This window comes from Kitasatospora sp. NPDC058063 (assembly GCF_042885395.1).
Lineage (GTDB): Bacteria > Actinomycetota > Actinomycetes > Streptomycetales > Streptomycetaceae > Kitasatospora > Kitasatospora lactacystinica.
Genome location: NZ_JBHVSD010000028.1, coordinates 16,012 through 38,650, shown reverse-complemented (window position 1 = coordinate 38,650; position 22,639 = coordinate 16,012). Strand labels below are relative to the sequence as shown.

Genomic DNA, 22,639 nt, shown 5'->3' with positions numbered 1-22,639 from the left:
CCGCCCGCCGGCCGCTCAGCCGAAGGCCGTGAGCAGCAGCGCCACGTCGTCCACCCGGCGGGTCGACCCGACCTCGCGCAGCAGCCGCTCGGCCGCCTGCTCCAGCCCCTCCCCCGCCGCGGCCCGGGCCAGCGCGGCCCGCAGCCGGTCCACGCCCTGGTCGATCGCCACCGCGGGGTCCTCGACCAGTCCGTCGGTGTAGAGGGCGAGCACCGCCCCGCTGCCCAGCCGCAGGTCGCTGACCGGGTAGTCGGCCAGGTCGTGCACCCCGAGCAGCGGACCGCCCGGGACGTACAGCGCCTCGGCCCGCCCGCCGGGGTGGCGCAGCACCGGCGGGAGGTGTCCGGCCCGGGCGATCCGGGCCAGGCCGACGGCCGGGGTCAGCCGGACCAGGCAGCAGCTGGCGAGCAGCCCGGGGTCGAGGTCGAGCAGCAGCCGGTTGGTGCGGGCGAGCACCGCGTCGGGCGGGTCGCCGCCGGAGGCGAAGGCGCGCACGGCACTGCGCAGCTGCCCCATCGTGGCGGCCGCGCCGACGCTGTGGCCCTCGACGTCGCCGATCACCAGGGTGACGTCCCCGCCGGTGACGATCGCGTCGTACCAGTCGCCGCCGATCTCCATGCCCTGGGTGCCGGGCAGGTAGCGGGCGGTGATCCGGATGCCGGGCACTTCGGGCAGCCGGTGCGGGAGCAGTGCCTGCTGCAGGCCGCGGGCCAGCACGAACTCGGCGTCGTACAGCCGGGCGCGCTCCAGGGCCTGGGCGATGAAGCCGCCGAGCGCGGTGAGCAGGCCGCGCTCCTCCACGCTGAACGGGCGCGGCCGGTCGAAGCCGATGATGCAGGTGCCGACCGGACGGCCGGAGGCGATCAGCGGGAGGAAGGCCCAGGCGCCCATCCCGTCCAGGGCCAGGCCGGGGTAGGTGGCGGCGAGTTCGCGCACCGACTCGAAGAAGACCGGGGTGCCGGTGCTGAGCGTCTCCGCGCCGGGCACCCGGGCGTCGATCGGGGTGCCCTCGAAGGCCTCCAGGAAGCCGTCCGGGTAGCCGGCCTGGGAGAGCAGGTGCAGCTGCTGGTCGCGCGCCGCGTAGATGGCGAGCTCCTGGCCGCCGAAGGACGGCAGGACCTCCTCGGCCACCGCCCGGCAGACGTCCCGCACGGTGACCGCCTCGGTGAGGGCGCTGGCCAGCTGGAGCAGGTGGTGGGTGCCGCCGACCCCGGTGCGGCCGGCGGGCGGCGGGGTGGCGGGCGGTTCGGCGGCGCCCGGCGGCGGCTCGGCCGCGACCACCCGGGCGGTGACGCCGTGCGGGTCCGGGTAGAGCGAGAAGGCGAGCCAGCCGTCCGGCGGGCGGGCGGCCAGGAAGGCGGTGGGCCGCTGGGAGAACAGGGCGGCGCGGTAGCGGTTCTCGTAGACCGGGTCGGCGAGCCAGGGCAGCACGTCCCAGGGGTGGTGGCCGAGCAGGTCCTCGCGGCGGGCCCGGAGCAGCGGTTCGGTGGCGCGGTTGGCGTAGCTGATCCGGCCGTCGGGGTCGAGCGAGAGCACGCCCTCCTGCAGCCGCTCGACGGCGGCCGCGGCGGCGGTCAGGTCGCGCACGTCCAGCACCGCGCCGACCAGGTGGGTCCGGCCGTCGGAGATCGCCACGGGCACCCGGGCCCACAGCTCCACCGGGTACGGCAGGCCATCCGGCCCGAGCACCCGGACCCGGGCGGCCAGCACCTCGCCGCGCTCCAGCGCGACGCGGGCGGCGGCCCGGAACGCCGGCAGGTCACCGGGGGCGACCCGGCGGTTCAGCGCGGCCACCGTGCCGTCGAACTCGCCCGGCCCGAAGCCGAAGATCTCCCGGAACTGCTCGTCGGCGGCGAGCGCCCCGGTGGCCACGTCCCAGTCGAACAGCCCGACCCGGGTGGTCGGTACCGACGACGGCGGCGGCAGCTCCACCACGGCCACCTCGCCGCCCGGCTCCACCGACTGCCCGGTCCCGGCCAGTTCGGCCAGCTGCTCGCCCAGGCCGGCGGCCGCTTCGGCCAGCTGCCGGGCGGCCGGCTCCGGAAGCCCGTCGTCCGAGGCGGGCCACAGCCCACTCAGCACGCCGAAGCGCTCCTCGCCGTGCGCCACCGGCACGCAGACGGAGGCGAAGTCGTACGGCAGGCCGACCGCGAGCTGCGGGAAGCGCCGCATGGTGTCCTCGGTGTCGGTCAGGGTGATCACGTGCCCGGTCCGGAAGCAGACCGCGACCGGCAGCGGGCCGGCGGCGGCCACCCGCCGGAACGGGCTCATCACCGCCAGCGGCACGCCCGCGATCGTGCGCAGCACCAGCGAGCGGCGGTCCCGCGAGCGCAGGTACACCATCACTCCGTACACCCCGGTCGTCCCCAGCGCCCGGCGCACCGCGTCGGCGAGGAGCTCGTCCCGCCGCTGGTCCGTCTGCGGGGCCGGGTCCCGGACGGACGGCGGGAACACCCGGTCCGCCTCCGCGCCGGCCCCGGGCTCCGACGGCCGGTCCGGACCGGGCCGCGTACCAGGGGCCCCACCGGTCGCGTGCGGATGGCGCATGCTCTTTTGCTACGCCCGGCCCGCAACCGTGTCAAGGCGAGCCCGTACCGGCCCGGGCTGCCCCGGGGCGCGGAGTGCACCAGCATGGACGGCATGCCGAGCCGATCCCGCCGCACCACCGTGGTCAACCTCAAGGGCCACCGCGACGACCCCGGGTACGCGGACGTCGTCTACGTCGGCCGCGCGATGCACCGCGGCGGCTGGCACCTCGCCGAGTCCCCGCTGCACTGCCCGTACCGCCCGGGCCCCGACCTCACCCGCGAGGAGATGGTCGTCAAGTACCGCGAGCACCTGCTCGCCCGCCCGGACCTGCTCGCCCTCGTCCCGCCCCTGCGCGGCCACCGCCTCGGCTGCTGGTGCGCCCCGCTCCCCTGCCACGCCGACGTCCTCGCCGACCTCGCGGACCACCCGCCGAACTGAGGCCGGGCGGCTCAGAGCCCGGCGAGGTCCACCGCCACGGGGTACGGCACCGCGGCCTTGACCAGCCCGGTGAACAGTTCCCCCGGCCGGTACGCGGCCTCGGCCTCGTCCAGCACGTAGGTGTGGACGATCGGCACGCGGCCGGCGGCCTGCTCGACCCGCCAGTAGAACGGGATGCCCGCCTTGGCGTACTGGTCCGGCTTGACCATCCGATCGGTGGTCTCCGAGCCCGGCGAGACCACCTCGACCACCAGCAGGACGTGGTCGGGCCTGGTCGGCGACTCGTCGATGGTGTCCGCGCGGTAGACCACCACGTCCGGCCGGCGGTTGTTCAGCGGCACGTCCTGCAGCCGGACGTCGAAGTCGGTGTCGGCGTTCCATTCGATGCCGCCCGCGTCGTCCAGGGCGTTCGCCAGGAGCCGGGCGAGCCGGTTGTGCCGCTTGGAAGCGCTTGGGGACACGACCACCATCCCGTCGACGATCTCGATGCCCGCGCACTGCTCCTCGGTCCAGGAGTCGTACTGCTCACTGGTGATCTGCCGGTGCATCCACTCGGGTGCGATCAACTCGGCCGTCACGGCGTACCTCCCCTGGGCTGCTGGCCGGGCCTCACTCTGTGTGCCACAGCCTAGTACGAGCCCTCGTACGAGCGTTGCGGCGGTTTCGGACGGTTCGGGGACTGTTCGATATTCTCCGGACGGGTGGCGGCGTGGGGCCGCCGGTGGGGAAGCGAGAGCCGTATGCAGTCGTCGTCCGGGGGGCCCGCGCGCGGAACGTCGTGGCAGTGGGACGAGGAGACGGACGGCGGCGGGGCCACCGAGGACGTGATCGCGGGCGGCGGGGAGCGCACCGGGCCGAGCCGGCGCCGGCTGCTGCTCGGGGCGGGGGCGCTCGCGGCGGGCGGGGCCGCCTGGGCGCTCGGCCGTTCGGGTGGCGATGGGGCCCGTCCCTCGCCGGGGCCGACCGGGCCGCCGCCGACCGCGCTGTCCGGCCCGACGCCGCTCTGGACCTACCGCGGACCGGAGGCGATGACCCCGGAGCGGCTGACCGACCCGCCCCGCCGCCCCGTCTTCCTCTCCCGGAAGGGTCTGCAGGTCCTCGACCCGGCGAAGGGCACCGCCGCCCGGCTGCTGGTCTTCGACCCACCGGCCAACCGCAGCTGGCCCAGCGACCTCGACATGCTCGGCAAGGTGGTGGTCGGGCCCGACCACCTCTTCACCGCCACCTACCAGGGCCACCTCGAAGCCCGCCACTTCACCGACCCCGCCGCCGACTGGAGCCTGCCGCTGCCCGACGAACTGCAGGGGCAGGTCCGCCTGGCCGGCTACGACCGCGACCCCGGCATCCTCTACGGCTACTCCTGGGGCCACCCGCGGGCCGACGGCAGTTCGACGGACAACCGCCTCTTCGCCCTGCGGGTCATCGACCGCGCCCTGCTCTGGTCCGTCCGCACCGAGCGGACGGAGCAGCCCGTCACGCCCGCCACCTTCGGCGGGGGCAGCCTCCTCGCCTGCATCCGATTCGTCGACGGCCGCACCGAGCTGGTGGCCCGGGACGCCGCCACCGGCCGCGAGCTGTGGACCGCCCCCGGCGAGGAGGACCTGCGCTGGTGCGTCACCGGCGCGACGGGCGTCTACGTCCCCGACGGCAACGGCGGCGTGCGCATGCTGCTCCCCACCGGCGAACCGGGCTGGACCCACTCGCCCCACCGGCGTGAGTCCTGGCGGGCGCTGCCGCCCGTCGCGCAGAACACCCGGGTGTACATCCCGTGGGACCAGGGCGTCGTCAGCTGCCTCGACGTGTCCAACGGCGCCGAGCTGTGGTCCTGCCGGCTGCCGTTCCCGCTGGACCGCCGCAGCCGTCCGCTGGTCGCCAACGGCACGCTGTTCGTCCCGGGTACGTCGGTCGGCGGGGTCAGCGCGATCCACCCGGCGACCGGCGAGCTGGGGTGGACCTTCCACGACTCCGGTCCGGGCAAGGACGTCTGGACCCTCGCCACCGACGCGACCCACCAGTACGACGGGACCCGCCTCTACGCGGGCCACGACGACGTCCTGCACGCCCTTCCGCTGAACTGAGCGTCCCGACGACACTGAACGTCCCGACGACCCGTCCCGACGACCCGGCAGGAGGGCCCGATGCAGGTACGCCCGATCTCCCCCGAGAAGCTGGCCGAGCTGCTCGCCGACCGCATCGCCGACCTGCCCGGCGCCCGCGACCGGCGCCTGCGGGTGGCCGTGGACGGCGCGGCGGCGGCCCGCCCCGAGGCACTCGCCGACGCGCTGGTGGAGCCGCTGCGACTGCGCGGCCACCCGACGCTGCGGGTCTCGGCCTCCGGCTTCCTGCGTCCGGCCTCGATCCGGCTGGAGTACGGCCACCAGGACGCGGACGCCTTCCACGACCTCTGGCTGGACGACGGCGCCCTGGCGCGCGAGGTGCTCGACCCCTTGGAGCCGGGCGGCAGCGGCCGTGTCCTGCCCTCGCTGCGCGACCCGGTCACCGACCGCTCGACCCGCGCCCCGTACACCGAACTCCCGCCCGGTGGCGTGCTGTTGCTGGACGGCGCGCTGCTGCTCGGCCGCTGGCTGCCGCTGGAGCTGTCCGTCCACCTGGCGCTCGGTCCGGCCGCGCTGGCCCGCCGCACCCCGGCCGACCAGCAGTGGACGCTGCCCGCCTTCGCCCGCTACGAGGCGCAGACCGTCCCCGCCGAGGCCGCCGACGTCACCGTCCGGGTGGACGACCCGCGCCACCCCGCGCTGGTCGAGCGGCCGTGACCTCCGGAGCCGGGCCGCGCTGGCAGTAGGGGCACCAGAAGACCGCCCGGTCGCGCGGCGGCGAGCCCTGGCGGCCGGCGACCACGGGGGTCACGCAGCGCGGGCAGGGCCGTCCGGCCCGGCCGTACACCCAGTGCTGGTAGCCGGGCCGGGTGTCGCCGGTGGTGATGTGGCCGGGGCGCAGTTTGTTGGCCTCCAGCATCTGCCGGGCGCGCTCCACCAGCCGGTCGGGGTGCGGGAGTTCGCCGACCTCGGTCCAGGGGGTGACGCCCGCGACGAAGCACAGCTCGTTGGCGTAGACGTTGCCGATCCCGGCGAGGTTGCGCTGGTCGAGCAGGGCCTCGACGACCGGGCGGCCCGGGTGGGCGAGGAGCCGGCGGACGGCCTCGACCGGGTCCCAGTCGGGGCCGAGCAGGTCGGGGCCGAGGTGGCCGACGATCCGCCGCTCGTCGGCGGTGCGCAGCAGTTCGACGACGGGCAGCCGGTAGCCGACGGCGGTGCCCCGGTCGGTGCCGAGGACGGCGCGGATCTGCCGGTCGGGGCCGCCGGTCCACCGCTCGCCGGGGCGGTAGACCTCCCAGCGGCCGTCCATCCGCAGGTGGGTGTGCAGGGTGAGGCCGCCTTCGAAGCGGGTGAGCAGGTGCTTGCCGCGCGGGGCGACCTCCAGCACCCGGCGGCCGGTGAGGTCGGCGGTGGCGTGCGCGGGCACCCGCAGGTCGGCGCTGGTCAGCGGCTGTCCGGCGAGGGCCTCGCGCAAGTGGGCCGCCACGCGGTAGACGGAGTCACCTTCTGGCATGTCTCCATTCTGGTCCGCGCGGCGGCCCGGCGGGACACCGGCCCCGGTGCGTTACGCCGACTGCCCCGGGGCGGCCTGGCCCTCGCGCACCACGACCACCGGGCAGGGCGCGTGCTCGGTGAGGTGGCGGCTGACCGAGCCGAGCAGCACGCCGGAGAAGCCGCCCAGGCCGCGGCTGCCGACGACGAGCAGCGCGGCGCCCTTGGCGGCCTCCAGCAGCGCCTGGGCGGCGTTGCCGGGCATCACGCTCTCGGCGATCGCCACGCCGGCGTCGTCGCCGGCCACCTTGGCGATGGTCTCGCTGAGGGTCTTCCCGGCGAGTTCCTCGGGGTTGAAGGCCTCGACGGTCGGCACGCCCTGCCCGGCCCACCCGTAGAAGGCCGGGTACTCCCAGGCGGCGATCGCGTGGACCGTCCCGCCGACGGCCCGCGCGTAGTCGATCGCCCAGCGCAGTGCCTGCTCCGAGGCGGGCGAGCCGTCCACGCCGACGACGATCCGGGGATTGGCACTCATGGCCTTGCTCCTTCGGTTGCTCCTGATCGGTCCCGACCCTCTGAACATAGATCAAATCGGACAAACGCTCGGTATTGCCACGCCGAAAGCGACCCGCCGCATTCAATTCGATCGCGGCCGGGGTTCCGGGCCTGGGAGGATGCCCGGATGCCGAGCAAGCCCCGCCGCCGTACGGGCGGCTTCGCCGACGTCCTGGCCGCCCTGCCCCCGAAGGAGGAGCGCGAGTACTGGGATCTCGCCGACCCGCTCGCGTCGGGCGGCTTCGTGGACGCCGGGGGGCGCTACTGGCGGCTGGCCCGCGGCCCGGTGGACCGGCGGCTGGCGAAGCGGCTGGCGGTCGACGCGGACGAGATGACGCTGGGTCTGCGGGGCGAGCTGGAGGAGGTCTCCCCGGGCGTCTTCGTGCCCGCCCTGCTCACCCCCGAGGAGCGTCCGGCCGCCTGGCGGGAGGCCTGCGAGCTGGAGCACCTGGCCTACGAGTTCCGAGCCTCCGGCGGCCGGACGCTGCTCTACCTGGTGGTGTTCTGCTGAGCCCCGTGCCGTCCTGCCGCGCCGCCCTGCCCGCGCCGCCGCCGCCGCCGCTCAACTCCGGTAGGCGGCCCAGGCGTTGGCCATCCGCTGGACCTGACCCCGGGTGAACCCGGTCATGCAGGAGTCGTAGCTGTAGTCCATGAAGTTGTGGATCGGGTCGAGCCCGGGGCCGGCGCAGGTGTCGCGGCCCTCGGGGCAGCCGGAGGCGGCGGTGCGCTCGGGCGGGGTGTCGTCCACGTAGTCGCCCGGGGCCCGGCAGCCGCCCTGGAAGGTGTGGAAGAGGCCGAGCCAGTGGCCGATCTCGTGGGTCGCGGTGTCGCCCTCGTCGTAGTGGGTGGCGGCGCCGCCGGGCAGGGAGGCGTCGAGCACCACCACACCGTCGTCGGTCGGGTTCGTCCGGTACGCGTCCGGGAACGTCGACCAGCCGAGCAGGGAGTCGCCGAGGCGGGCCGTGTAGAGGTTGAGGACGCCCTGGTCGCCCTTGCGCAGGGCGGTCTTCATGTTCTGCTCGGCCGGCGAGCCCGGGGTCATGCCGGTGTACCAGGACGCGTTGTCGGTCCAGTCGGCGCCGACCAGCTCGAAGTGGAACGGGCTCGCGACGTTGTTCTGCCCCCGGCCGCCGTAGCTCTCGTTGAGGTGGTCGATCTGGCCGGTGACGGCGGCCTGGTCCAGCCGTCCGGCGGCGCCGTCGTGGATCACGTGGAAGAACACCGGGACGGTGGTCGGGGTAGTGGCCCGGCGCCGGCCGGCGCCCAGTTCGGCGAGCCGCCGGTCGAGGTCGGCCTGCATCGCCCGGGCCTGCCCGGCGCCGACCGCGTTCGGGTCCCCGCCCGGCCGGCTGCCGGCGGGCCGCCGGGCGGCGGCACCGGCCTCCCCGGCGGCATCGGCCGCATCGGCGCCGCCGTCCGCGCACCCGGCCACCGCGGCGGCCGGAGCCGCGGTGGCGCGGTGTGCGGCCGGAGCGGCGAACTGGCTCAGGCCGGCCGCGGCGACCAGCGCGGCGGCGCAGGGGAACAGGCGGGGGGCACGCGAGCGCACCCGGGCAGTACGGCGCATCAGCGCTCCTGACGGGGGAGTTGACGTGGTCTCGGCCGCGTGCCGGGCCTGCTCCGGCCGGACCCGCCGGCGCCCGGCGCGGACTCGCCGAGACTACGACGCCGTGAAGTCGATCTCCCGCAGGGCGCGCGCGGCGGCCCGGTCGAGTACCACGGCCGACGCACAGCCGGCCGGCAACCGGCCGGCCTCCAGGATCCGGTGGCGCAGCCGGGCGACCGCGGCCAGGTGCCGGGCGAAGGCGTAGCGCGAGACGCCGCGCCGGCGCCGCCGCTGCCCGTCCAGGGCCTCGGCCGGGTCGGCGTCGAGCAGCAGCAGGTGCACCCGGCGGCCCTGCCGGGCGGCGGCGCGGACCAGCCAGGCCCGCACCCAGGGCTGGGTGCCGCAGTCGTGCACGGCGAGCGGCCCGCCGTCCAGGACGGCACGGCGCAGCCGCCGGTAGTGGGCGAGCCGGGCCAGCGGGCGGTAGAGCGCGTACGGCAGGCGGCCGGGCAGCCTGGCCGCGTACTCCTCGCGGACCAGCTGGGAGTCGATCAGCGGGGCGCGGACGCAGCGGCGCATCAGGGTGCTCTTGCCGCTGCCGGGCAGGCCGGTGACGACCAGCAGGTCCCCGGCGGGGTAGCGCAGGACCGCCGGCCCGGGCCCGCGCAGCTCGTGCCGGGCGGGCGGGTCGTGCGGCGCGGGCAGGACGACGCGCTCCCCGGCGGTGCGCGGCGGCGGCACCCTCGGCGCCGCCGCCGTCCGCACCGTTCTCGTCCCGCTCACCCGGTCTCCCCCCGCCGTTCCCGTCCAAGGAGCATGGCGCATTCCCAAGAACGAGTAAAGGGCGGAGGTCGGGGCGGGTACGGACGACCCCGGCCGGGCCCGGGCCGCCGGGCGTTCGGACCGCCGACGGGCCCCGGGCGTGCCTCAGGCGAGCTGCGGGGCGATCCGGGAGGCGATCAGCTCCAGGTGGTCGAGGTCGTCCAGGTCGAGGATCTGGAGGTAGATCCGCTCGCTGCCGACGGCCGCGTACCGGCCGATCTTCTCGGCGACCTCGTCCGGGGTGCCGGCCAGCCCGTTCTCCTTGAGCTCGTCGACGTCGCGGCCGATCACGGCGGCCCGGCGGGCGACCTCGGCGTCGTCCCGGCCGACGCAGGCGACCAGGGCGCTGGAGTAGACCAGGTCGTCGGCCGCGCGCCCGGCGTGCTCGACGGCGGCGCGGACCCGGCCGAACTGGGCGGCGGTGTCGTCCACCGAGGCGAACGGCAGGTTGAACTCGTCGGCGAAGCGGGCGGCCAGGGCCGGGGTCCGCCGGGGGCCGTGCCCGCCGACCAGCACCGGGACGTGCTCCTGGACGGGCTTGGGCAGCGCGGGCGAGTCGGTCAGCGTGTAGTACTCGCCCGCGAAGTCGAAGGTGTCGCCGAGCTTGGTCCGCCACAGCCCGGTGATGATCGCCAGCTGCTCCTCCAGCCGACCGAACTTCTCCTTCGGGAAGGGGATGCCGTACGCGGTGTGCTCGGCCTCGTACCAGCCGGCGCCGAGGCCGAACTCGACCCGGCCGCCGCTCATCGCGTCGACCTGGGCGACCTGGATCGCGGTGACGCCCGGCAGCCGGAAGGTGGCGGCGGTCATCAGCGTGCCCAGGCGGATGGTGCTGGTGTCGCGGGCGAGGCCGGCCAGGGTGATCCAGGCGTCGGTGGGCCCGGGCAGGCCGTCGACGTCGCCCATCTTCAGGTAGTGGTCGGAGCGGAAGAAGGCGCTGAAGGCCCCGAGTTCCTCGGCGGTGCGGGCCACCTTGAGGAGGGTGTCGTAGCTCGCGCCCTGCTGGGGTTCGGTGAAGATGCGGAGATCCATGCCGGCCATTCTGGTACGGAGCACCCCGTGATCGGCAGAGCGAACCGGACGGGACACGGACCGTCGCCGCGGCGGGCGGTGGCGCGGGCGGGGTGGCCAAGGTCTCAGCACGGAACCGTCACGGGCGCCCGTTCCGGCTCCGGGGCTCGCCTAACGTGGACGGATGTTCGCCACCTCCGACGATTCCTTCCGGCGCTCCCCCGACGAGCCGGCCGGCTGTCCGCTGCCCGGCATCGTGACGGCCTTCACGCCCCGCCTGGCCGAGTTCGCCTTCGAGCCCGGCTTCGTCGCGGCGGTCGACCAGCACGCGGCGATGCTGCGGGAACTGCTGTACGCGCAGGGACCGGAGCTGGCGCCCCGGCCCCTGGACCGTGAGGAGTTGTCGGACTACGCGCTGGGCTTCGTCGACGCGCTCGACGAGATCGGCTGGCGGGAGCCGGTCGGCTACGACTACGCCGTCATGCGGCTCACCGCGATCTGCTGGCTGGTGCGCGAGCAGGGCCTGCTGGAGGTCTGAGCCCCGGCGGGCCCTGCCCGGCGACCGGCTGTGGCGGCGGCTACCGGTTCTGGTCGCCCTCGATGCCCGGCGCGGGCGGGGTGCCCGGACCGGTCTGGGTGGTCGGCCGGACCGGCTGGTTGGACAGCGCGTCGGAGCGGCCGGCCTGGTAGGCAGTGCCGCGCAGCCGGGCGGTCTCCCGTTCGGCACCGTCCAGCCACCGCTCCCAGCGCTGGCGCATCGGCAGGATCAGGCCGCCGCCGACGCCGACCACCAGCACGCCGGCGATGGTGGCGAGCACGGCGATCAGCACCGGGGTCGTGATCGCGGTGGCGATCCCGACCTGGCCCAGCGCGGCGATCACACCGAGGCCGACGATGAACGCCCAGACCGTGGTGGCGACCACCCGGCCGTACGAGGCTCCGGACAGCGAGTTGCCCACGATGTCCCGCACGCCGTTGGCGATGGCCATCGCGACCACCAGGATCACGACCGCGACGATCGCCCTGGGCAGCCAGGCGACGATGCTGTGGATCATCACGCTGATCGGGTTCGGGCCGAAGACTCCGAACGCCAGCTGCAGGGCCATCAGCAGGACGATGTAGTAGACGACCTTGCAGACGATGCCGGTCATGTCGTACTTGGAGCCGGCCAGCCGGGCGGCCATCCCCGACCGCTCGGCGACCCGTTCCGAGCCGAGCCTGCGCATCACCCGGTCGAGGAGCTTGGCGATCGCCTTGGCCACGACCCAGCCGATGAACAGGATCACCAGGAAGGCGATGAACTGCGGGATGACCTTGGCGATCTTGGACCAGGCCTGGGTGAAACCCGACCCGAAGTCGACGGACAGAGCGAGCTGCTGAGCCACGGAGTCCTCCACTCGGTGACACGGCGCCACGAGCGGGCGCTTGCGGCCCCCCACCCTTCGTGAATAGCAGGCGCCCGCTCCGGCCGCGCGCGCCCGGTGTCCGGGATGGTTCCCTCGGGTGAACGGTCCGGCCGTCCGCACGCGTACAGTGGCGGTCCGGGGGGACGGGCCACGGGCGGGACGGACGGGACGGTGCGGCAGTGAGCGGTACGGCGGCGGAGCGCGCGGTGGACCACCGGGCGCTGCACTGGCAGGTCCGGCCGGACGCGGCCCGGGCCGCCGTCCTGGTGCTGCACGGCGGCGAGGAGCACAACTTCTCCCGGCCCGGACGCCTCAACCTCCCGCTGCTGCGGATGCACGGCTTCCTGCGCGGGCTCACCAGGGCGACCGCGGACGCCGGCGTCGCCATCGGGACCGTCCGCTACCGCCACCGCGGCTGGAACGGCGAACGGGCCGACGCCGCCCAGGACGCGACCGCCGCGCTCGACGAACTGACCGCGCTGCTCGGGCCGGTGCCGACGGTGCTGGTCGGCCACTCGATGGGCGGGCGCGCCGCGCTCCGGGCCGGCGGGCACCCGTCCGTCACCGGCCTGGTCGCCCTCGCACCGTGGTGCCCGGCCGAGGACCCGTGCGAGCAGCTCGCCGGACGCGACGTGCTGATGCTGCACGGCGACCGCGACACCGTCACCCCGCCCGCCGACACCCGCGCCTTCGCCGCCCGCAGCCGCGCCGCGGGCGCCAGGGTCTGCGGATACACCGTCACCGGCAGCGGCCACGCCATGCTCCGGCGGATCCCCGACTGGCACCGCGCCACCACCCGGCTGACCACCGCGCTGCTCGGCCTCCAGCCGCTCCCCGCCGAGACCGCTTCCGCCCTCGCCCTCCCGACCGCCTCCCGCGAGGCCCTCACCCTCGCCCTCCCGCCCCAGCCGCGCCGCGCGCCGGCCCTGCCGGCGAACGTCTGACGGGACGGGCCCCGCGGAGCGGCGGAGCGGGCTGCCCGTCCGGGCCGGCGGCCGGTGCGGCCCGCGAAAGCGGTCCGCCCGGGCGAGGAGGTGCCGGGGTGCTCAGCCGGTGGCCGCCTTGGCCCCGTCGGGCGAGACGCAGGGGGACTCGAAACCGACCTTCAGCGTGGCCGGCCAGTTGTCGCCGTCCGAGATGGAGGCCTTGAAGCCGTTGTCCGGGTTGGTGAGGACGATCACACCGGGCCTGCTGTCGGTGACCCGGAACCCGGCCACGACGAGGTGGCCGCGGAAGGCGTCGAAGATCGTGTCGTGGTGATCGGCCGGAATGTCCCGCAGGAAGCGGTAGGTGACGGCCTTCACCCGGCCGTCCGGCTCCGAGGGGGCGCCCTTCTTGAAGCACTGCTCCTCGCCGTCGCGGTCGACCACCGGCGAGATCGGCTTCGGGAAGGCGAGGAAGGTCTCGGAGAAGTACTGGTCGGTCTTCTGCTTGGCCTGGGCGCTGGTCAGCGCCGCGTCGGACGAACCGGAGCAGGAGGTGGCCGCCAGCAGGACGACGCCGGCCGACAGGGCCGACCGCACGGCGCGAGCACGGGGGAAAGCAACGGTCACCGCATGATCCTTGAGGGGTGTGTGGGCTCCTGGGGTCGCGACTGATCCTAGACCGTGTGCCAGAGGGCTCCGGCGAAGACCGCCGTCACCCAGGTCCACAGCACGCAGAGACCGAGGTGGGCGACGGTGCGCAGGCGGTCTCCGCGCCACAGCCGGGGCGAGAAGTAGGCGAACTCGAAGAGCCAGCGCAGGCCCCAGAAGAGGGTCTGGCCCGCCAGCAGGGCGGTGCCGAGCCGGCCGCCCGCCAGCAGGTCGGGGGCCAGGCAGAGCGGGAGCAGGCCGAGCAGGGCGCAGGCCAGGCCGATGAAGAAGAGGTGGGCGTAGGACACCTGCCGGGTCAGCAGGGTGGTGCCGGACAGGTCGGCGGGCCAGCCGATGGCGCGGGGCAGCACCGCGTGGACCAGGCCGAGGGTCACGAGGGCGGCACCGACCAGGCGCAGCTGGGCCTCCAGGGTGACCAGCCCGGTCATGACGAGGCCTTCCGGAAGGCGAAGGCGGTGACCAGGCCGGCGATCCGGCGCTCGGCGGCCGGGTGCAGGCCCGCCTCGGCGGCGTGCCGCAGCCAGGTGGCGCGGGGCAGGAAGTGCCAGGCGCCGGGACCGTAGACGGCGGTGTTGGCGGCGTCCCGCAGGTGCTCGACCAGCAGCAGGGTGCCGCCGGGGCGCAGGCCGCGGGCGGCCTCGGCGAACAGGGCGGTGCGGTCGGCGGGCCGGCGCAGCTCGTGGGCGGCGAAGACGGCGAACACCGTGTCCAGGGCGCCGGTCGCGGCGGGCAGGGCGTCCGGGCGGGCCGGGATGCCGCCGGGGGCGGGCGGGGCGTGGCGGCGGGCGCGGCGGATCGAGCCGCTCGCGGTCAGCGCGGGGTCGTACAGGTCGGCGAGCCGTCCGCGGGCACCGGGGTGGCGGGCGGCGATCGGGCGGCTGGCCTCGTCCAGGCCGGTGCTGATCACCAGGTGGTCGCCGGGGCCGTCGGGCAGCAGCTCCGGCAGCCAGTCGTAGCGGTGGAGTGCGGAGCGGTCGTAGACGCACCAGGTGGCGAGGGTGCTGACGGCGAGGTAGCCGGCGGCGGTGGCGGCGACCGCCCGGGCGAGCCCGGCGGCGGGGCCCGGCAGCCGGCCGGCCAGCGCCCCGCCGACGGCGACGGTGAGCGCGCCGGCGGCATACATCGGCCAGTTGTAGCGGACGACCTCGCGCACACCGGACGGGCGGGGGCCGTCGGTCCGGGCCGTGGACGGGCACAGGACGGCGGAGCAGGCGGCGAACGGGCGGGCGGCGGACGGGCCGGGCCCGGCCGGGGCGGGGGCGGTCATCGGGCGGCTCCGGTGAGGTGGCGGCGCTCTCCGGCGTGCCAGCCGTAGTCGAGGCCGGCGACGTGGAAGGCGTTGGCGAGCAGGGGCCGGCTGCCGGCCAGCGGGCCGTGGTCGAAGAAGGTGAGCCGGGGCACCTCGACGGCCACCGGGACCGGGTCCCAGTGGGCGCGGGTGGCCTTGACCACGATCATCGAGCGGGTCTGCGGCTCGTACTCGAAGGTGTACGGCAGCGGGCCGGCGAAGCGCCGCGCGGCCCGGGCGTCCGCGAACGGGCTGCCCGGCGGGAGGGCGGCGGGGGCGCCGCCGAGGTCGGCGCGCACGTGCAGGTCGGCGCGGCCGTCGCCGCTGACCACCTTGAACTCCAGGGTGTCGCCGACCACCCGGGTGCCGATCCGGGCGTGCCGGTAGTGGTAGCGGGAGAAGGCGTTGCCGCCGAGCGCCATCATCCGGCTGTCGGTGTCCGAGCGCAGGATGCGCAGGCCGCGCATGGTGCGGCCGCCGGGGGTCGGGAAGCGGGTGAAGACCCGGTAGCCGGTCAGGATGAAGTCCCGGCCGAGGCGGGCGGGCAGCGCGGCCGGGCGCAGTGCCCGGGTGTCCACGACGGCGGCGGCGACGAAGCCGTGCTCGGTGCCGTCGGGGTCGGTGTAGGTGTCGAGGGCGAGGCCGGGCGGCACCAGCGGGGCGAGCAGCCGGGGCGGCAGGGCGTAGGTGAGGACGAGCGAGTGCGCGAAGTGGGTGCGCATCGCGAAGGGGTGGCGTTGCAGCAGGTGTCGCACGGTCGACTCCGGGGTCGGGTACGGGGGTTCGGAGCGTGACGGGGCAGCACGGGACCGCCTTCCGCCGCAGGCCGCGGTGGGGTGTTCTCGCGCGTCCTCATCATGGCGCACGACTTTGAACACGTTCAACTCGGGGTGGGGGCGGTACGGCGGGGGTACGCGAACGGCCGGGACGGCCCGGCGCGGACACCCGGCGGGCAGCCGTCCCAGGGGGCTCATGTTCCCGAACGGACCACCCGTGGCTGCGTCCCACTCCCCCCGTGCGAGTGGTTTCGTTCTCCGGAATGGCCTCGGAGACGGTCGGTGGACGGATGATCCGTCCCAGGGCCGTGCTGGACGGCCCGGGAAGGACGGTTCGGGACGATGAGCACGACGCGGCGTTCGCTGCTGGGCGCGGCGCTGGGCGCCCCGCTACTGGGGTGGCTCACCGGGACGGCGGCCGGTGCCGTCGACGGCGGCACCGACCGCTCCGGAAACCTGGGAACGCTCTCCAACGGCTGGGTCGAGGTGCGCTGGACCCCGGAGGCGCAGGCCCAGCTGGACCGCTTCCACGCGATGGTGGACGTCGTCGCCCCGGCCCGCATGGTGATGGACCGCCACGGCCCGGCCGTCCACCTGCCGATCCGCTCGGCCGTGGGCGACCCGTCCCTCGCGAACCCGCCGAAGGCGCACGGCGACGGGGCACTGGACGGCGGGGTGTCCGTCCGCACCTCCCGGGGCGACTACCGGGTGGTGAACCTGGCCGGCGCGATCAAGGACGGCCTGGGTTCCGGCCGGTGCGAGGTCGGCGGGGCGGAGATGGGGCACCGCTCGGCCTTTCGCTGCGGCCTCACGGAAGGCAAGCTGACCGCCGATCCGGTACCGGCCGGGCACCCGATCAAGGTCCGGCTCACCGGGGTGCCGCTGCGCCCCACCCAGGAGGCAGTGGACACGTACACCGCGAACTTCGGCGCGCACCCCGTGACCGTGGACACGGTGCTGGCGTACGTCACGGCCCAGGGAACGTACACCCCTCCTCCCCCGGCGGCGGCGCAGGAGCAGCACTCGTAGGGGGCTTCCGGGGCTGCTGGGACTGCTGGGACCGTTGGGACGGCGCGGACGGCCCCAACGGCCCCGAGTGCTGCGACGGCCCGGACGGCTGCGGCGGCCCGGGTTGCTGCGACTGCCGGGACTGGGCGGGCACGCCCCCGCCGAAGCGGCGCTCGCGGGCCGCGTAGGCGCGGACGGCCCCGCGCAGCCGGGCCAGGTCGTAGTCGGGCCACGGCGTGGGATCGAACAGCAGCTCGGCATAGGCGAGTTGCCAGGGCAGGAAGTTGCTGATCCGCTGCTCCCCCGAGGTGCGGATCAGCAGGTCGACGTCCGGGAGGTCCGGAAGGTACAGGTGCCGGGCGAGATCGGCCGGGCCGATCGCCTCCGGACGGATCCCCCCGGCCGCCACCTCAGCGGCCAGGCCCCGGGCCGCGGCGGCCAGTTCCTCCCGTCCGCCGTAGTCCACACAGACCGTCAGGGTCAGCGTGCCGTTGTTGGACGTCATGCTCTCCACCAGCGCGATCGCGGAGGCCAGCGACTCGTCCACCCGGTCCCGCCGGCCGCACCACCGGATCCGCACCCCGAGCGCGTGCAGGCCCTCCGCGCCACGGGTGAGGCCGTCCGCCAGCGAGTCGAACAGCGCGGTCAGCTCCTCGGGCGGGCGGTCCCAGTTCTCGGTGGAGAACGCGTACAGGCTCAGGTGGCGGATGCCCAGCCGCAGCGCCGCGTTGACCAGGCGCAGGGCGGCCCGCTGCCCCGCCTGGTGGCCGTGCCGGGCGGGCAGTCGGCGGGCCTCGGCCCAGCGGCGGTTGCCGTCCATGATCACGGCGACGTGGGCGGGCGCCACCTCGGCGGCCACGGGCCGGGCGCGACGGCGGGGGGTGGCGCCGTCGGAGCTCAGCGGAGTGAGGCCCTCGGACAGGACGCGCGAGCGCGCCAGGGTCACTTCGTCGTACTGCAGCTGGGCGCCGAGCAGCAGGGTGTGCAGGAACGGGCGGCAGCCGGGGGCGGCGAGCCAGGTGACGGGCAGGGCCTGCTCCAACAGCCGGTGCAACTGCGCCTGCTGACCCTCGACCAGTGTGTCCAGGGCGGCCCGGTGGCGACCCCGGGGATCGGGTCGGCCGAGGTCGGCGACGGTCAGGCCGAGCCGGCGCAGCTCCTGCTGCGGCAGGTAGCAGCGGCCGGCCGCGAGGTCGAGCGGGAGGTCCTCCAGGATGTCGGCCAGCTGGCAGGCCTCCCCCAGCGCGGACAGCGCGTCCGCCGCCCGCGGGCCCCGCGCCCCCAGCAGCGGGGCCCACAGCTCGGTGATCGTCCCCGCGACGCCGCGCAGGTGGCGGCGCTGGTCCGCACGGGTCTCGAAGACCGGCGGGTGGGCCCCGTCGCCCTGGGTGGCGTCCAGGAACTCCTCGACCAGCGCCGGGTCCAGCTCCCACCGGCGCACGGTGTCCACGAAGGCCCGGCGCAGCGGGTGCTCGCTGCGGCCGGCCGCCAGCTCGGCCAGGGTCTCGGCCCGCCAGCGGGCGAACCGGCGCAGCCGCTCGGCGGGGGCGGCCTGGGCCCGGGCGTTGCGGGCGTCGGCGTCAGGGATATCGGCGTCAGGGGCATCGTCGGCGATCCGGTCGGACCGGGAGGCGAAGCCGTTGACAGCGTGGAAGTACGGCCGCACCTCGGGCGGCAGTGTGTCGCTGATCGCCCGCAGCGAGGCCTCGTGGTCGGCCACCTCCTGCTCGCAGACGCGGTACGACTCCGCCAGCTCCGGCGGGCCGCCCACGGCCGCCGCCCCGTTCCCCGCCATGCCCGTTCCCCGCCCTCCGCCGACACCGTGCGCGGACTGGTCAACGAGGCGGGGGCGGATCGGTGGCGTTTCCGGGCGCCCTCGACGCCCCGGACCACCACGGTGGACCACCACGGCGGACCGCTTCGGCGGGCGGTCCGGCCGAGGCTCAGCCGAGGTCGGCCGGGGACTCCACCACCACGCCGTACAGGTCGCCGATCGTCGCCAGCGCGGCGCGGTGGACCTGGGCGGCCGTCAGCCCGGTGCCGGCCGACTCCAGCGGGCGGGTGGCGCAGGCGGCGGCCACGACGGTCGGGCGGTTGCCGCGCAGGAAGGCGCCGGCCGTGGTGAAGGCGACGCACATGTGGGTCATGAATCCGGCGACGACGACGTCCCGATGGCCGGCCGCGTCGAGCAGTTCTCCCAGGTCGGTGCCGACGAAGGCGTCCGGGGCCTGCTTGACCACCACCCGCTCGCCCTCGGCGGGGACCACGCTCGAGTGGATCCGCCCGATCTCGGCCCGGATGTCGTACGGGGTGCCCTCGCCACCGTCGTTGATCACGTGGATCACGGTGGCGCCGGCCTCCCGGGCCCGGGCGAGCAGGTCGGCGCCGGCGGCCAGCGCCTCCTGCCAGCCCGCCAGTTCCATCACGCCGCGCACATAGGTGTTCTGGTAGTCGATCATGATCAGGGTCGAGTCGCCGAGCACGGCGGGCTTCTCGTCGAGGCCGTTGAGGGTGCGCAGGGTCGTGGTGGGCACGGGGTACCGCCTTCACGGTCGGGAGTCGGGGATCTCGCGGGCCACTGCGGGTGCGGCCGGCCCTGAAAACGCTACGGTCGGCGCTCGGGTGTCGGCAATGTCGTCTAACCTGCAGATTCCGACATCGAGCAGGGACGAGGAGGAGGGACGCGGTGCCCGCACCCGCTGCGCAACGGCTGATCGTCATCGTGCTGTTCGAGGGCGTCGACCTGCTCGACGTGACCGGCCCGCCCGAGGTGTTCTCACTGGTCCGCCGGGAGACCGGCGACGCGACCGGCTACCGGGTCGTCCTCGCCGCCGAGACGGCGGAGCCGGTCACCACCGCGGCGGGCGTGCGCATCCTGCCCGACCTCACCTTCGACGAGGCCGCCCGGAGCCGGATCGACACCCTGCTGGTGCCCGGCTCGGTCGAGGTGGACGACGACCGCCGGGTCCGCGCGCTCGCCGACCCGGCGGTGGTCGACCGGGTCCGCACGCTGGCCGCCCGCTCGCGCCGGGTGGCCAGCGTCTGCGTCGGCGCGCACCTGCTCGCCGCCGCCGGGCTGCTGGACGGGCGGCGCGCCACCACCCACTGGTCCACGGCCGGCCAGCTCGCCGAGGAGCACCCGGAGGTCGAGGTCGATCCGGACCCGATCTTCATCCGCGAGGGCGAGGTCTGGACGGGTGCGGGCATCAGCGCCTGCCTGGACCTGTCGCTCGCGCTGGTCGCCGAGGACTTCGGCGAGGAGCTGGCCCTGCGGGTCGCCCGCCAGCTCGTCATGTACCTCAAACGACCCAGCGGCCAGAGCCAGTTCAGCGTCCCGCTGGACCCCGTGTCGACCACCCGGCGGATCGAGGAGCTGCGCCACCACATCCTGCGCAACCTCGCCGGGCCGCTCACCGTCCCGGACCTCGCGGCCCACGCCCACGTCGGCGAACGGCAGTTGACCCGGATCTTCAAGACCGAGCTGGGCACCACCCCGAGCGCCTACGTCGAGTCCGCCCGGGTCGAACTCGCCCGCCACCGGCTGGAGTCCACCGACGCGACGCTCGACCGTATCGCCACCGTCTGCGGCTTCGGCACCGTCGACACCCTGGTGCGCGCCTTCCGCCGCCGCCTCGGCACCACGCCGACCGACTACCGGCAGCGCTTCCGTACGACGGCGGCGACGGCACCGACGGCGACGACACCAGCGACGGGAACGGCGACGGCGACGGCGGTGACCGTCAGGGCAGCCGGACGGTGAACACGGTGCGGCCGGGCCGGCTCGCCACCGCCACCGTGCCGCCGTGCGCCCCGACCACGGCCCGGACGATCGCCAGACCGAGCCCGGTCGAGCCAGTGGCGCGGGAGCGGGCCCGGTCGCCCCGGACGAAGCGCTCGAAGACCCGGTCGGCCAGCTCCGGCGCGATCCCAGGACCGTCGTCCGTGACGCTCAACTCCACCTGGCCGTCCGTCCGTTCGAGGCAGAGCCGGACCTCGCTGCCGGGCGGGGTGTGGGTCCGGGCGTTGGCCAGCAGATTCGCCACCACCTGACTCAACCGGTGCTCGTCCCCGCGCACCAGCACCGGCTCCTCCGGCAGGGCGAGCCGCCAGCGGTGCTCCGGCCCGGCGGCGCGGGCGTCGGCCACCGCGTCGAGGGCGATCCGGGTCAGGTCCACCTCCTCCTCGGCCAGTGGGCGGCCGGCGTCCAGCCGGGCGAGCAGCAGCAGGTCCTCGACGATCGCCCCCATCCGCAGCGCCTCGGCGTCGATCCGCTCCAACGAGTGCCGTACCGGCGCCGGGACCGGCCCGGGGTGGCGCAGCGCCAGCTCGGCGTGGCCGCGGACCGCCGCGACCGGGGTGCGCAGCTCGTGGCTGGCGTCGGCGGCGAAGCCGCGCAGCCGCTCCTCCACCGCGTGCCGGCGCGCCAGCGCGTCGCCGACGTGCCCGAGCATCCGGTTGAGCGCGGCGCCGACCCGGCCGACCTCGGTGCGCGGGTCGTCGTCCGGCACGCGTTCGGCGAGCATCACCTCGCCGCTGGCGAGCGGCAGCGCGCTGACCCGCTCGGCCATGCCCACCACCCGCCGCAGCGGGCGCAGCGAGAAGCCGACCCAGGCGGCCCCGGCCGCGCCCGCCGCGGCGACGGAGATCGCGAAGACGGTGAGTTCCAGGCTCTCCAGCCGCTCCACGGTGTCCTCGGCCGGGCGCAGCGGCAGGCCGCTGACCAGCACGTCGCCGTCCCGCCCGGCGACCGCGCGGACCCGGTAGTGGCCGAGCGCCCGGCCGAGGTCGAGGGTGCGGGCCGGGCCGTCGACGGGCAGGGCGGCCAGGGCGTGCTCCCGGTCGGGGGCGAAGGCGACCCGGTCGTCGTCGTTCCCGGGGTCGTCCACGTCGTCGGCGTCCCCGTCGACCACGCCCGCGGCGGTGACCCGCCCGCCCAGCAGCCGTACGCCGAGGGTGCCGGGGGTCTGGGCCCGGGTGTCGGGGCCGGCGCCGTGGCCGGTGTGCTCCAGGCTCGCGGCGTAGCGGCCGCCGGACTCGGCGAGCTGCTGGTCCAGGCGGTCGACCAGGAAGTGGCGCAGCGCGGCGGTGGTGGCGAGGCCGACGGCGGCGCAGGTGGCGACGAGCAGCACCAGCAGGCCGGCGATCAGCCGGGCGCGCAGGGTGCGGGGGGCCAACCGTGGACGGCGTCCGCCCGGGCGGCGGGCCGGCCGTGGACGGGAGCGCCCCGCGCGGGGCTTCATGTCGCGGCCTTGATCAGGTACCCCGCGCCGCGCACCGTGTGGATCATCGGGCTGCGGCCGGCGTCCACCTTCTTGCGCAGGTAGCTGATGTACAGCTCCACGATGTGCGCCTGCCCGCCGAAGTCGTACGACCAGACGGCGTCCAGGATCTGCGCCTTGCTGAGCACCTGCCGGGGATGGCGCATCAGGTGGGCGAGCAGCGCGTACTCGGTCGGGCTCAGCTCGACCGTCTCCCCGCCCCGGGTGACCTCGCGGGCCCGGTCGTCCAGCACGAGGTCGCCGAGCACCAGCGCGTGCGGCGGCGGCTGCCCGGCCGCGGCGGGCGGGGCGGCCCGGCGCAGCAGGCCGCGCAGCCGGACCACCACCTCGGCCAGGCTGAACGGCTTGGTCACGTAGTCGTCGCCGCCGGCCGCGATGCCGGCGATCCGTTCCTCGACGGCGTCCCGGGCGGTCAGGAAGAGCACCCGCACCTCGGGCTGCCCGGCGTGGACGCGGCGCAGCACCTCCAGGCCGTCGAGGTCGGGCAGCATCACGTCGAGCACCACGGCGTGCGGCCGCCAGGCCGCGGCGGCCTCGACGGCGGCCAGGCCGGTGGTCACGCCGCGGGCCTGCCAGCCCTCGTAGCGGACGGCTCCGCAGACCACCTCGACCAGGTCCGGTTCGTCGTCGACGACCAGGACCCGCCAGTCCGGGCGGTCGGCGGTCTCGTCCATGGGGCTCCTCGTGTCGGGTGCTGCGCGGTGGTCATCCTGGCCGGTCCCGATGAGAAACCGGTGAGACCCCGAAAAACGGTTCGTAGGCCGACATGCCCACCCTGAGCTGCCCTTTTCCACTCACCGATGGGCGCCGGGGCCGGCCCGGTTCAGAGCCAGCTCAG

The 22,639-nt window shown here is 75.6% G+C and carries 24 protein-coding genes; 8 read left to right on the top strand and 16 right to left on the bottom strand.

Translation table 11 applies throughout. The features are described from left to right. Positions 1 to 15: 15 nt before the first annotated feature. The gene (locus ACFVUY_RS35585; protein WP_387736376.1) at positions 16 to 2,454 is read right to left on the bottom strand and encodes a SpoIIE family protein phosphatase; all 2,439 of its coding nucleotides are present in this window, start codon (positions 2,452 to 2,454) and stop codon (positions 16 to 18) included. 186 nt (positions 2,455 to 2,640) lie between these two features. On the opposite strand from ACFVUY_RS35585, the gene ACFVUY_RS35580 reads away from it, so the two are divergent. Beyond that, the gene (locus ACFVUY_RS35580; protein ID WP_380553349.1) at positions 2,641 to 2,967 is read left to right on the top strand and encodes a DUF4326 domain-containing protein; all 327 of its coding nucleotides are present in this window, start codon (positions 2,641 to 2,643) and stop codon (positions 2,965 to 2,967) included. 11 nt (positions 2,968 to 2,978) lie between these two features. Here ACFVUY_RS35580 and ACFVUY_RS35575 read toward each other — a convergent pair whose 3' ends face one another. After that, entirely contained in the window at positions 2,979 to 3,545 is a 567-nt protein-coding gene (locus tag ACFVUY_RS35575; protein ID WP_387736375.1) for a Uma2 family endonuclease, read from the bottom strand. Between the two features lie 162 nt (positions 3,546 to 3,707). Here ACFVUY_RS35575 and ACFVUY_RS35570 point away from each other — a divergent pair, with 162 nt between their 5' ends. Together ACFVUY_RS35570 and ACFVUY_RS35565 are read left to right on the top strand one after the other, a co-directional pair. Further along, positions 3,708 to 5,045 carry a PQQ-binding-like beta-propeller repeat protein gene (locus ACFVUY_RS35570; protein ID WP_387736374.1) on the top strand — a complete coding sequence of 446 codons (1,338 nt, stop codon included), beginning with the start codon at positions 3,708 to 3,710 and terminating at the stop codon, positions 5,043 to 5,045. Between the two features lie 60 nt (positions 5,046 to 5,105). Beyond that, the gene (locus ACFVUY_RS35565) at positions 5,106 to 5,741 is read left to right on the top strand and encodes a uridine kinase (RefSeq protein WP_387736373.1); all 636 of its coding nucleotides are present in this window, start codon (positions 5,106 to 5,108) and stop codon (positions 5,739 to 5,741) included. Here ACFVUY_RS35565 and ACFVUY_RS35560 read toward each other — a convergent pair. Next, positions 5,689 to 6,537, bottom strand: coding sequence for a DNA-formamidopyrimidine glycosylase family protein (locus ACFVUY_RS35560; protein ID WP_387693491.1), 849 nt, complete (start codon positions 6,535 to 6,537; stop codon positions 5,689 to 5,691). The genes ACFVUY_RS35565 and ACFVUY_RS35560 overlap by 53 nt on opposite strands. A gap of 51 nt (positions 6,538 to 6,588) precedes the next feature. Then, positions 6,589 to 7,050, bottom strand: coding sequence for a universal stress protein (locus ACFVUY_RS35555; protein ID WP_359900206.1), 462 nt, complete (start codon positions 7,048 to 7,050; stop codon positions 6,589 to 6,591). Positions 7,051 to 7,197: 147 nt separating this feature from the next. Between ACFVUY_RS35555 and ACFVUY_RS35550 the strand changes: the two genes are divergently transcribed. Continuing rightward, positions 7,198 to 7,581, top strand: coding sequence for a hypothetical protein (locus ACFVUY_RS35550; RefSeq protein ID WP_387693490.1), 384 nt, complete (start codon positions 7,198 to 7,200; stop codon positions 7,579 to 7,581). Between the two features lie 51 nt (positions 7,582 to 7,632). On the opposite strand, the gene ACFVUY_RS35545 is transcribed toward ACFVUY_RS35550, so the two are convergent. The 3 genes from ACFVUY_RS35545 to ACFVUY_RS35535 all read right to left on the bottom strand — a co-directional run bounded on the left by ACFVUY_RS35545 (position 7,633) and on the right by ACFVUY_RS35535 (position 10,470). After that, positions 7,633 to 8,637: a zinc metalloprotease gene (locus tag ACFVUY_RS35545; RefSeq protein ID WP_387736372.1), complete on the bottom strand. Its 1,005-nt coding sequence runs from the start codon at positions 8,635 to 8,637 to the stop codon at positions 7,633 to 7,635. A gap of 93 nt (positions 8,638 to 8,730) precedes the next feature. Then, positions 8,731 to 9,399 carry an AAA family ATPase gene (locus ACFVUY_RS35540; RefSeq protein ID WP_387693488.1) on the bottom strand — a complete coding sequence of 223 codons (669 nt, stop codon included), beginning with the start codon at positions 9,397 to 9,399 and terminating at the stop codon, positions 8,731 to 8,733. 144 nt (positions 9,400 to 9,543) lie between these two features. Continuing rightward, positions 9,544 to 10,470, bottom strand: a complete 927-nt coding sequence (locus ACFVUY_RS35535) for an LLM class F420-dependent oxidoreductase (protein WP_387736371.1) — start codon at positions 10,468 to 10,470, stop codon at positions 9,544 to 9,546. A gap of 163 nt (positions 10,471 to 10,633) precedes the next feature. Here ACFVUY_RS35535 and ACFVUY_RS35530 point away from each other — a divergent pair, with 163 nt between their 5' ends. Then, the gene (locus ACFVUY_RS35530; RefSeq protein ID WP_359910813.1) at positions 10,634 to 10,987 is read left to right on the top strand and encodes a DUF6401 family natural product biosynthesis protein; all 354 of its coding nucleotides are present in this window, start codon (positions 10,634 to 10,636) and stop codon (positions 10,985 to 10,987) included. Between the two features lie 40 nt (positions 10,988 to 11,027). On the opposite strand, the gene ACFVUY_RS35525 is transcribed toward ACFVUY_RS35530, so the two are convergent. Beyond that, positions 11,028 to 11,834: a hypothetical protein gene (locus tag ACFVUY_RS35525; protein ID WP_387693486.1), complete on the bottom strand. Its 807-nt coding sequence runs from the start codon at positions 11,832 to 11,834 to the stop codon at positions 11,028 to 11,030. Between the two features lie 200 nt (positions 11,835 to 12,034). Between ACFVUY_RS35525 and ACFVUY_RS35520 the strand changes: the two genes are divergently transcribed. After that, positions 12,035 to 12,799 carry an alpha/beta hydrolase gene (locus tag ACFVUY_RS35520; protein WP_387693485.1) on the top strand — a complete coding sequence of 255 codons (765 nt, stop codon included), beginning with the start codon at positions 12,035 to 12,037 and terminating at the stop codon, positions 12,797 to 12,799. Positions 12,800 to 12,901: 102 nt separating this feature from the next. Here ACFVUY_RS35520 and ACFVUY_RS35515 read toward each other — a convergent pair whose 3' ends face one another. Genes ACFVUY_RS35515 through ACFVUY_RS35500 form a run of 4 tightly spaced genes read right to left on the bottom strand, consistent with a single transcriptional unit; the run spans position 12,902 to position 15,493 of the window. Beyond that, a complete protein-coding gene (locus tag ACFVUY_RS35515; RefSeq protein ID WP_387736370.1) occupies positions 12,902 to 13,408 on the bottom strand; it encodes a hypothetical protein in 507 nt (168 codons plus the stop codon). 47 nt (positions 13,409 to 13,455) lie between these two features. After that, positions 13,456 to 13,878, bottom strand: coding sequence for a hypothetical protein (locus tag ACFVUY_RS35510; protein WP_380551336.1), 423 nt, complete (start codon positions 13,876 to 13,878; stop codon positions 13,456 to 13,458). Then, positions 13,875 to 14,717, bottom strand: a complete 843-nt coding sequence (locus ACFVUY_RS35505) for a class I SAM-dependent methyltransferase (RefSeq protein WP_387736369.1) — start codon at positions 14,715 to 14,717, stop codon at positions 13,875 to 13,877. The genes ACFVUY_RS35510 and ACFVUY_RS35505 overlap by 4 nt, the downstream gene beginning before the upstream one ends. Next, the gene (locus tag ACFVUY_RS35500; RefSeq protein ID WP_359910831.1) at positions 14,714 to 15,493 is read right to left on the bottom strand and encodes a DUF2071 domain-containing protein; all 780 of its coding nucleotides are present in this window, start codon (positions 15,491 to 15,493) and stop codon (positions 14,714 to 14,716) included. The genes ACFVUY_RS35505 and ACFVUY_RS35500 overlap by 4 nt, the downstream gene beginning before the upstream one ends. Positions 15,494 to 15,856: 363 nt before the next feature. On the opposite strand from ACFVUY_RS35500, the gene ACFVUY_RS35495 reads away from it, so the two are divergent. Further along, positions 15,857 to 16,543, top strand: a complete 687-nt coding sequence (locus ACFVUY_RS35495; protein ID WP_387693481.1) for a hypothetical protein — start codon at positions 15,857 to 15,859, stop codon at positions 16,541 to 16,543. On the opposite strand, the gene uppS is transcribed toward ACFVUY_RS35495, so the two are convergent. After that, complete coding sequence (gene uppS / locus ACFVUY_RS35490) at positions 16,482 to 18,317, bottom strand: polyprenyl diphosphate synthase (protein ID WP_387736368.1); 1,836 nt, start codon at positions 18,315 to 18,317, stop codon at positions 16,482 to 16,484. The genes ACFVUY_RS35495 and uppS overlap by 62 nt on opposite strands. A 148-nt stretch (positions 18,318 to 18,465) precedes the next feature. Continuing rightward, on the bottom strand, positions 18,466 to 19,056 hold the full coding sequence (locus tag ACFVUY_RS35485; RefSeq protein ID WP_387736367.1) for an isochorismatase family protein: 591 nt from the start codon (positions 19,054 to 19,056) through the stop codon (positions 18,466 to 18,468). A gap of 152 nt (positions 19,057 to 19,208) precedes the next feature. Here ACFVUY_RS35485 and ACFVUY_RS35480 point away from each other — a divergent pair, with 152 nt between their 5' ends. Next, the gene (locus tag ACFVUY_RS35480; protein ID WP_387736366.1) at positions 19,209 to 20,282 is read left to right on the top strand and encodes a GlxA family transcriptional regulator; all 1,074 of its coding nucleotides are present in this window, start codon (positions 19,209 to 19,211) and stop codon (positions 20,280 to 20,282) included. Here ACFVUY_RS35480 and ACFVUY_RS35475 read toward each other — a convergent pair. Then, positions 20,263 to 21,762 (bottom strand): sensor histidine kinase, encoded by a 1,500-nt coding sequence (locus ACFVUY_RS35475; RefSeq protein WP_387736365.1) that lies wholly within the window; start codon positions 21,760 to 21,762, stop codon positions 20,263 to 20,265. The two genes, ACFVUY_RS35480 and ACFVUY_RS35475, sit on opposite strands and share 20 nt — an antisense overlap. Then, positions 21,759 to 22,475: a response regulator transcription factor gene (locus ACFVUY_RS35470; RefSeq protein WP_387736364.1), complete on the bottom strand. Its 717-nt coding sequence runs from the start codon at positions 22,473 to 22,475 to the stop codon at positions 21,759 to 21,761. The genes ACFVUY_RS35475 and ACFVUY_RS35470 overlap by 4 nt, the downstream gene beginning before the upstream one ends. Between the last annotated feature and the right edge of the window lie 164 nt (positions 22,476 to 22,639).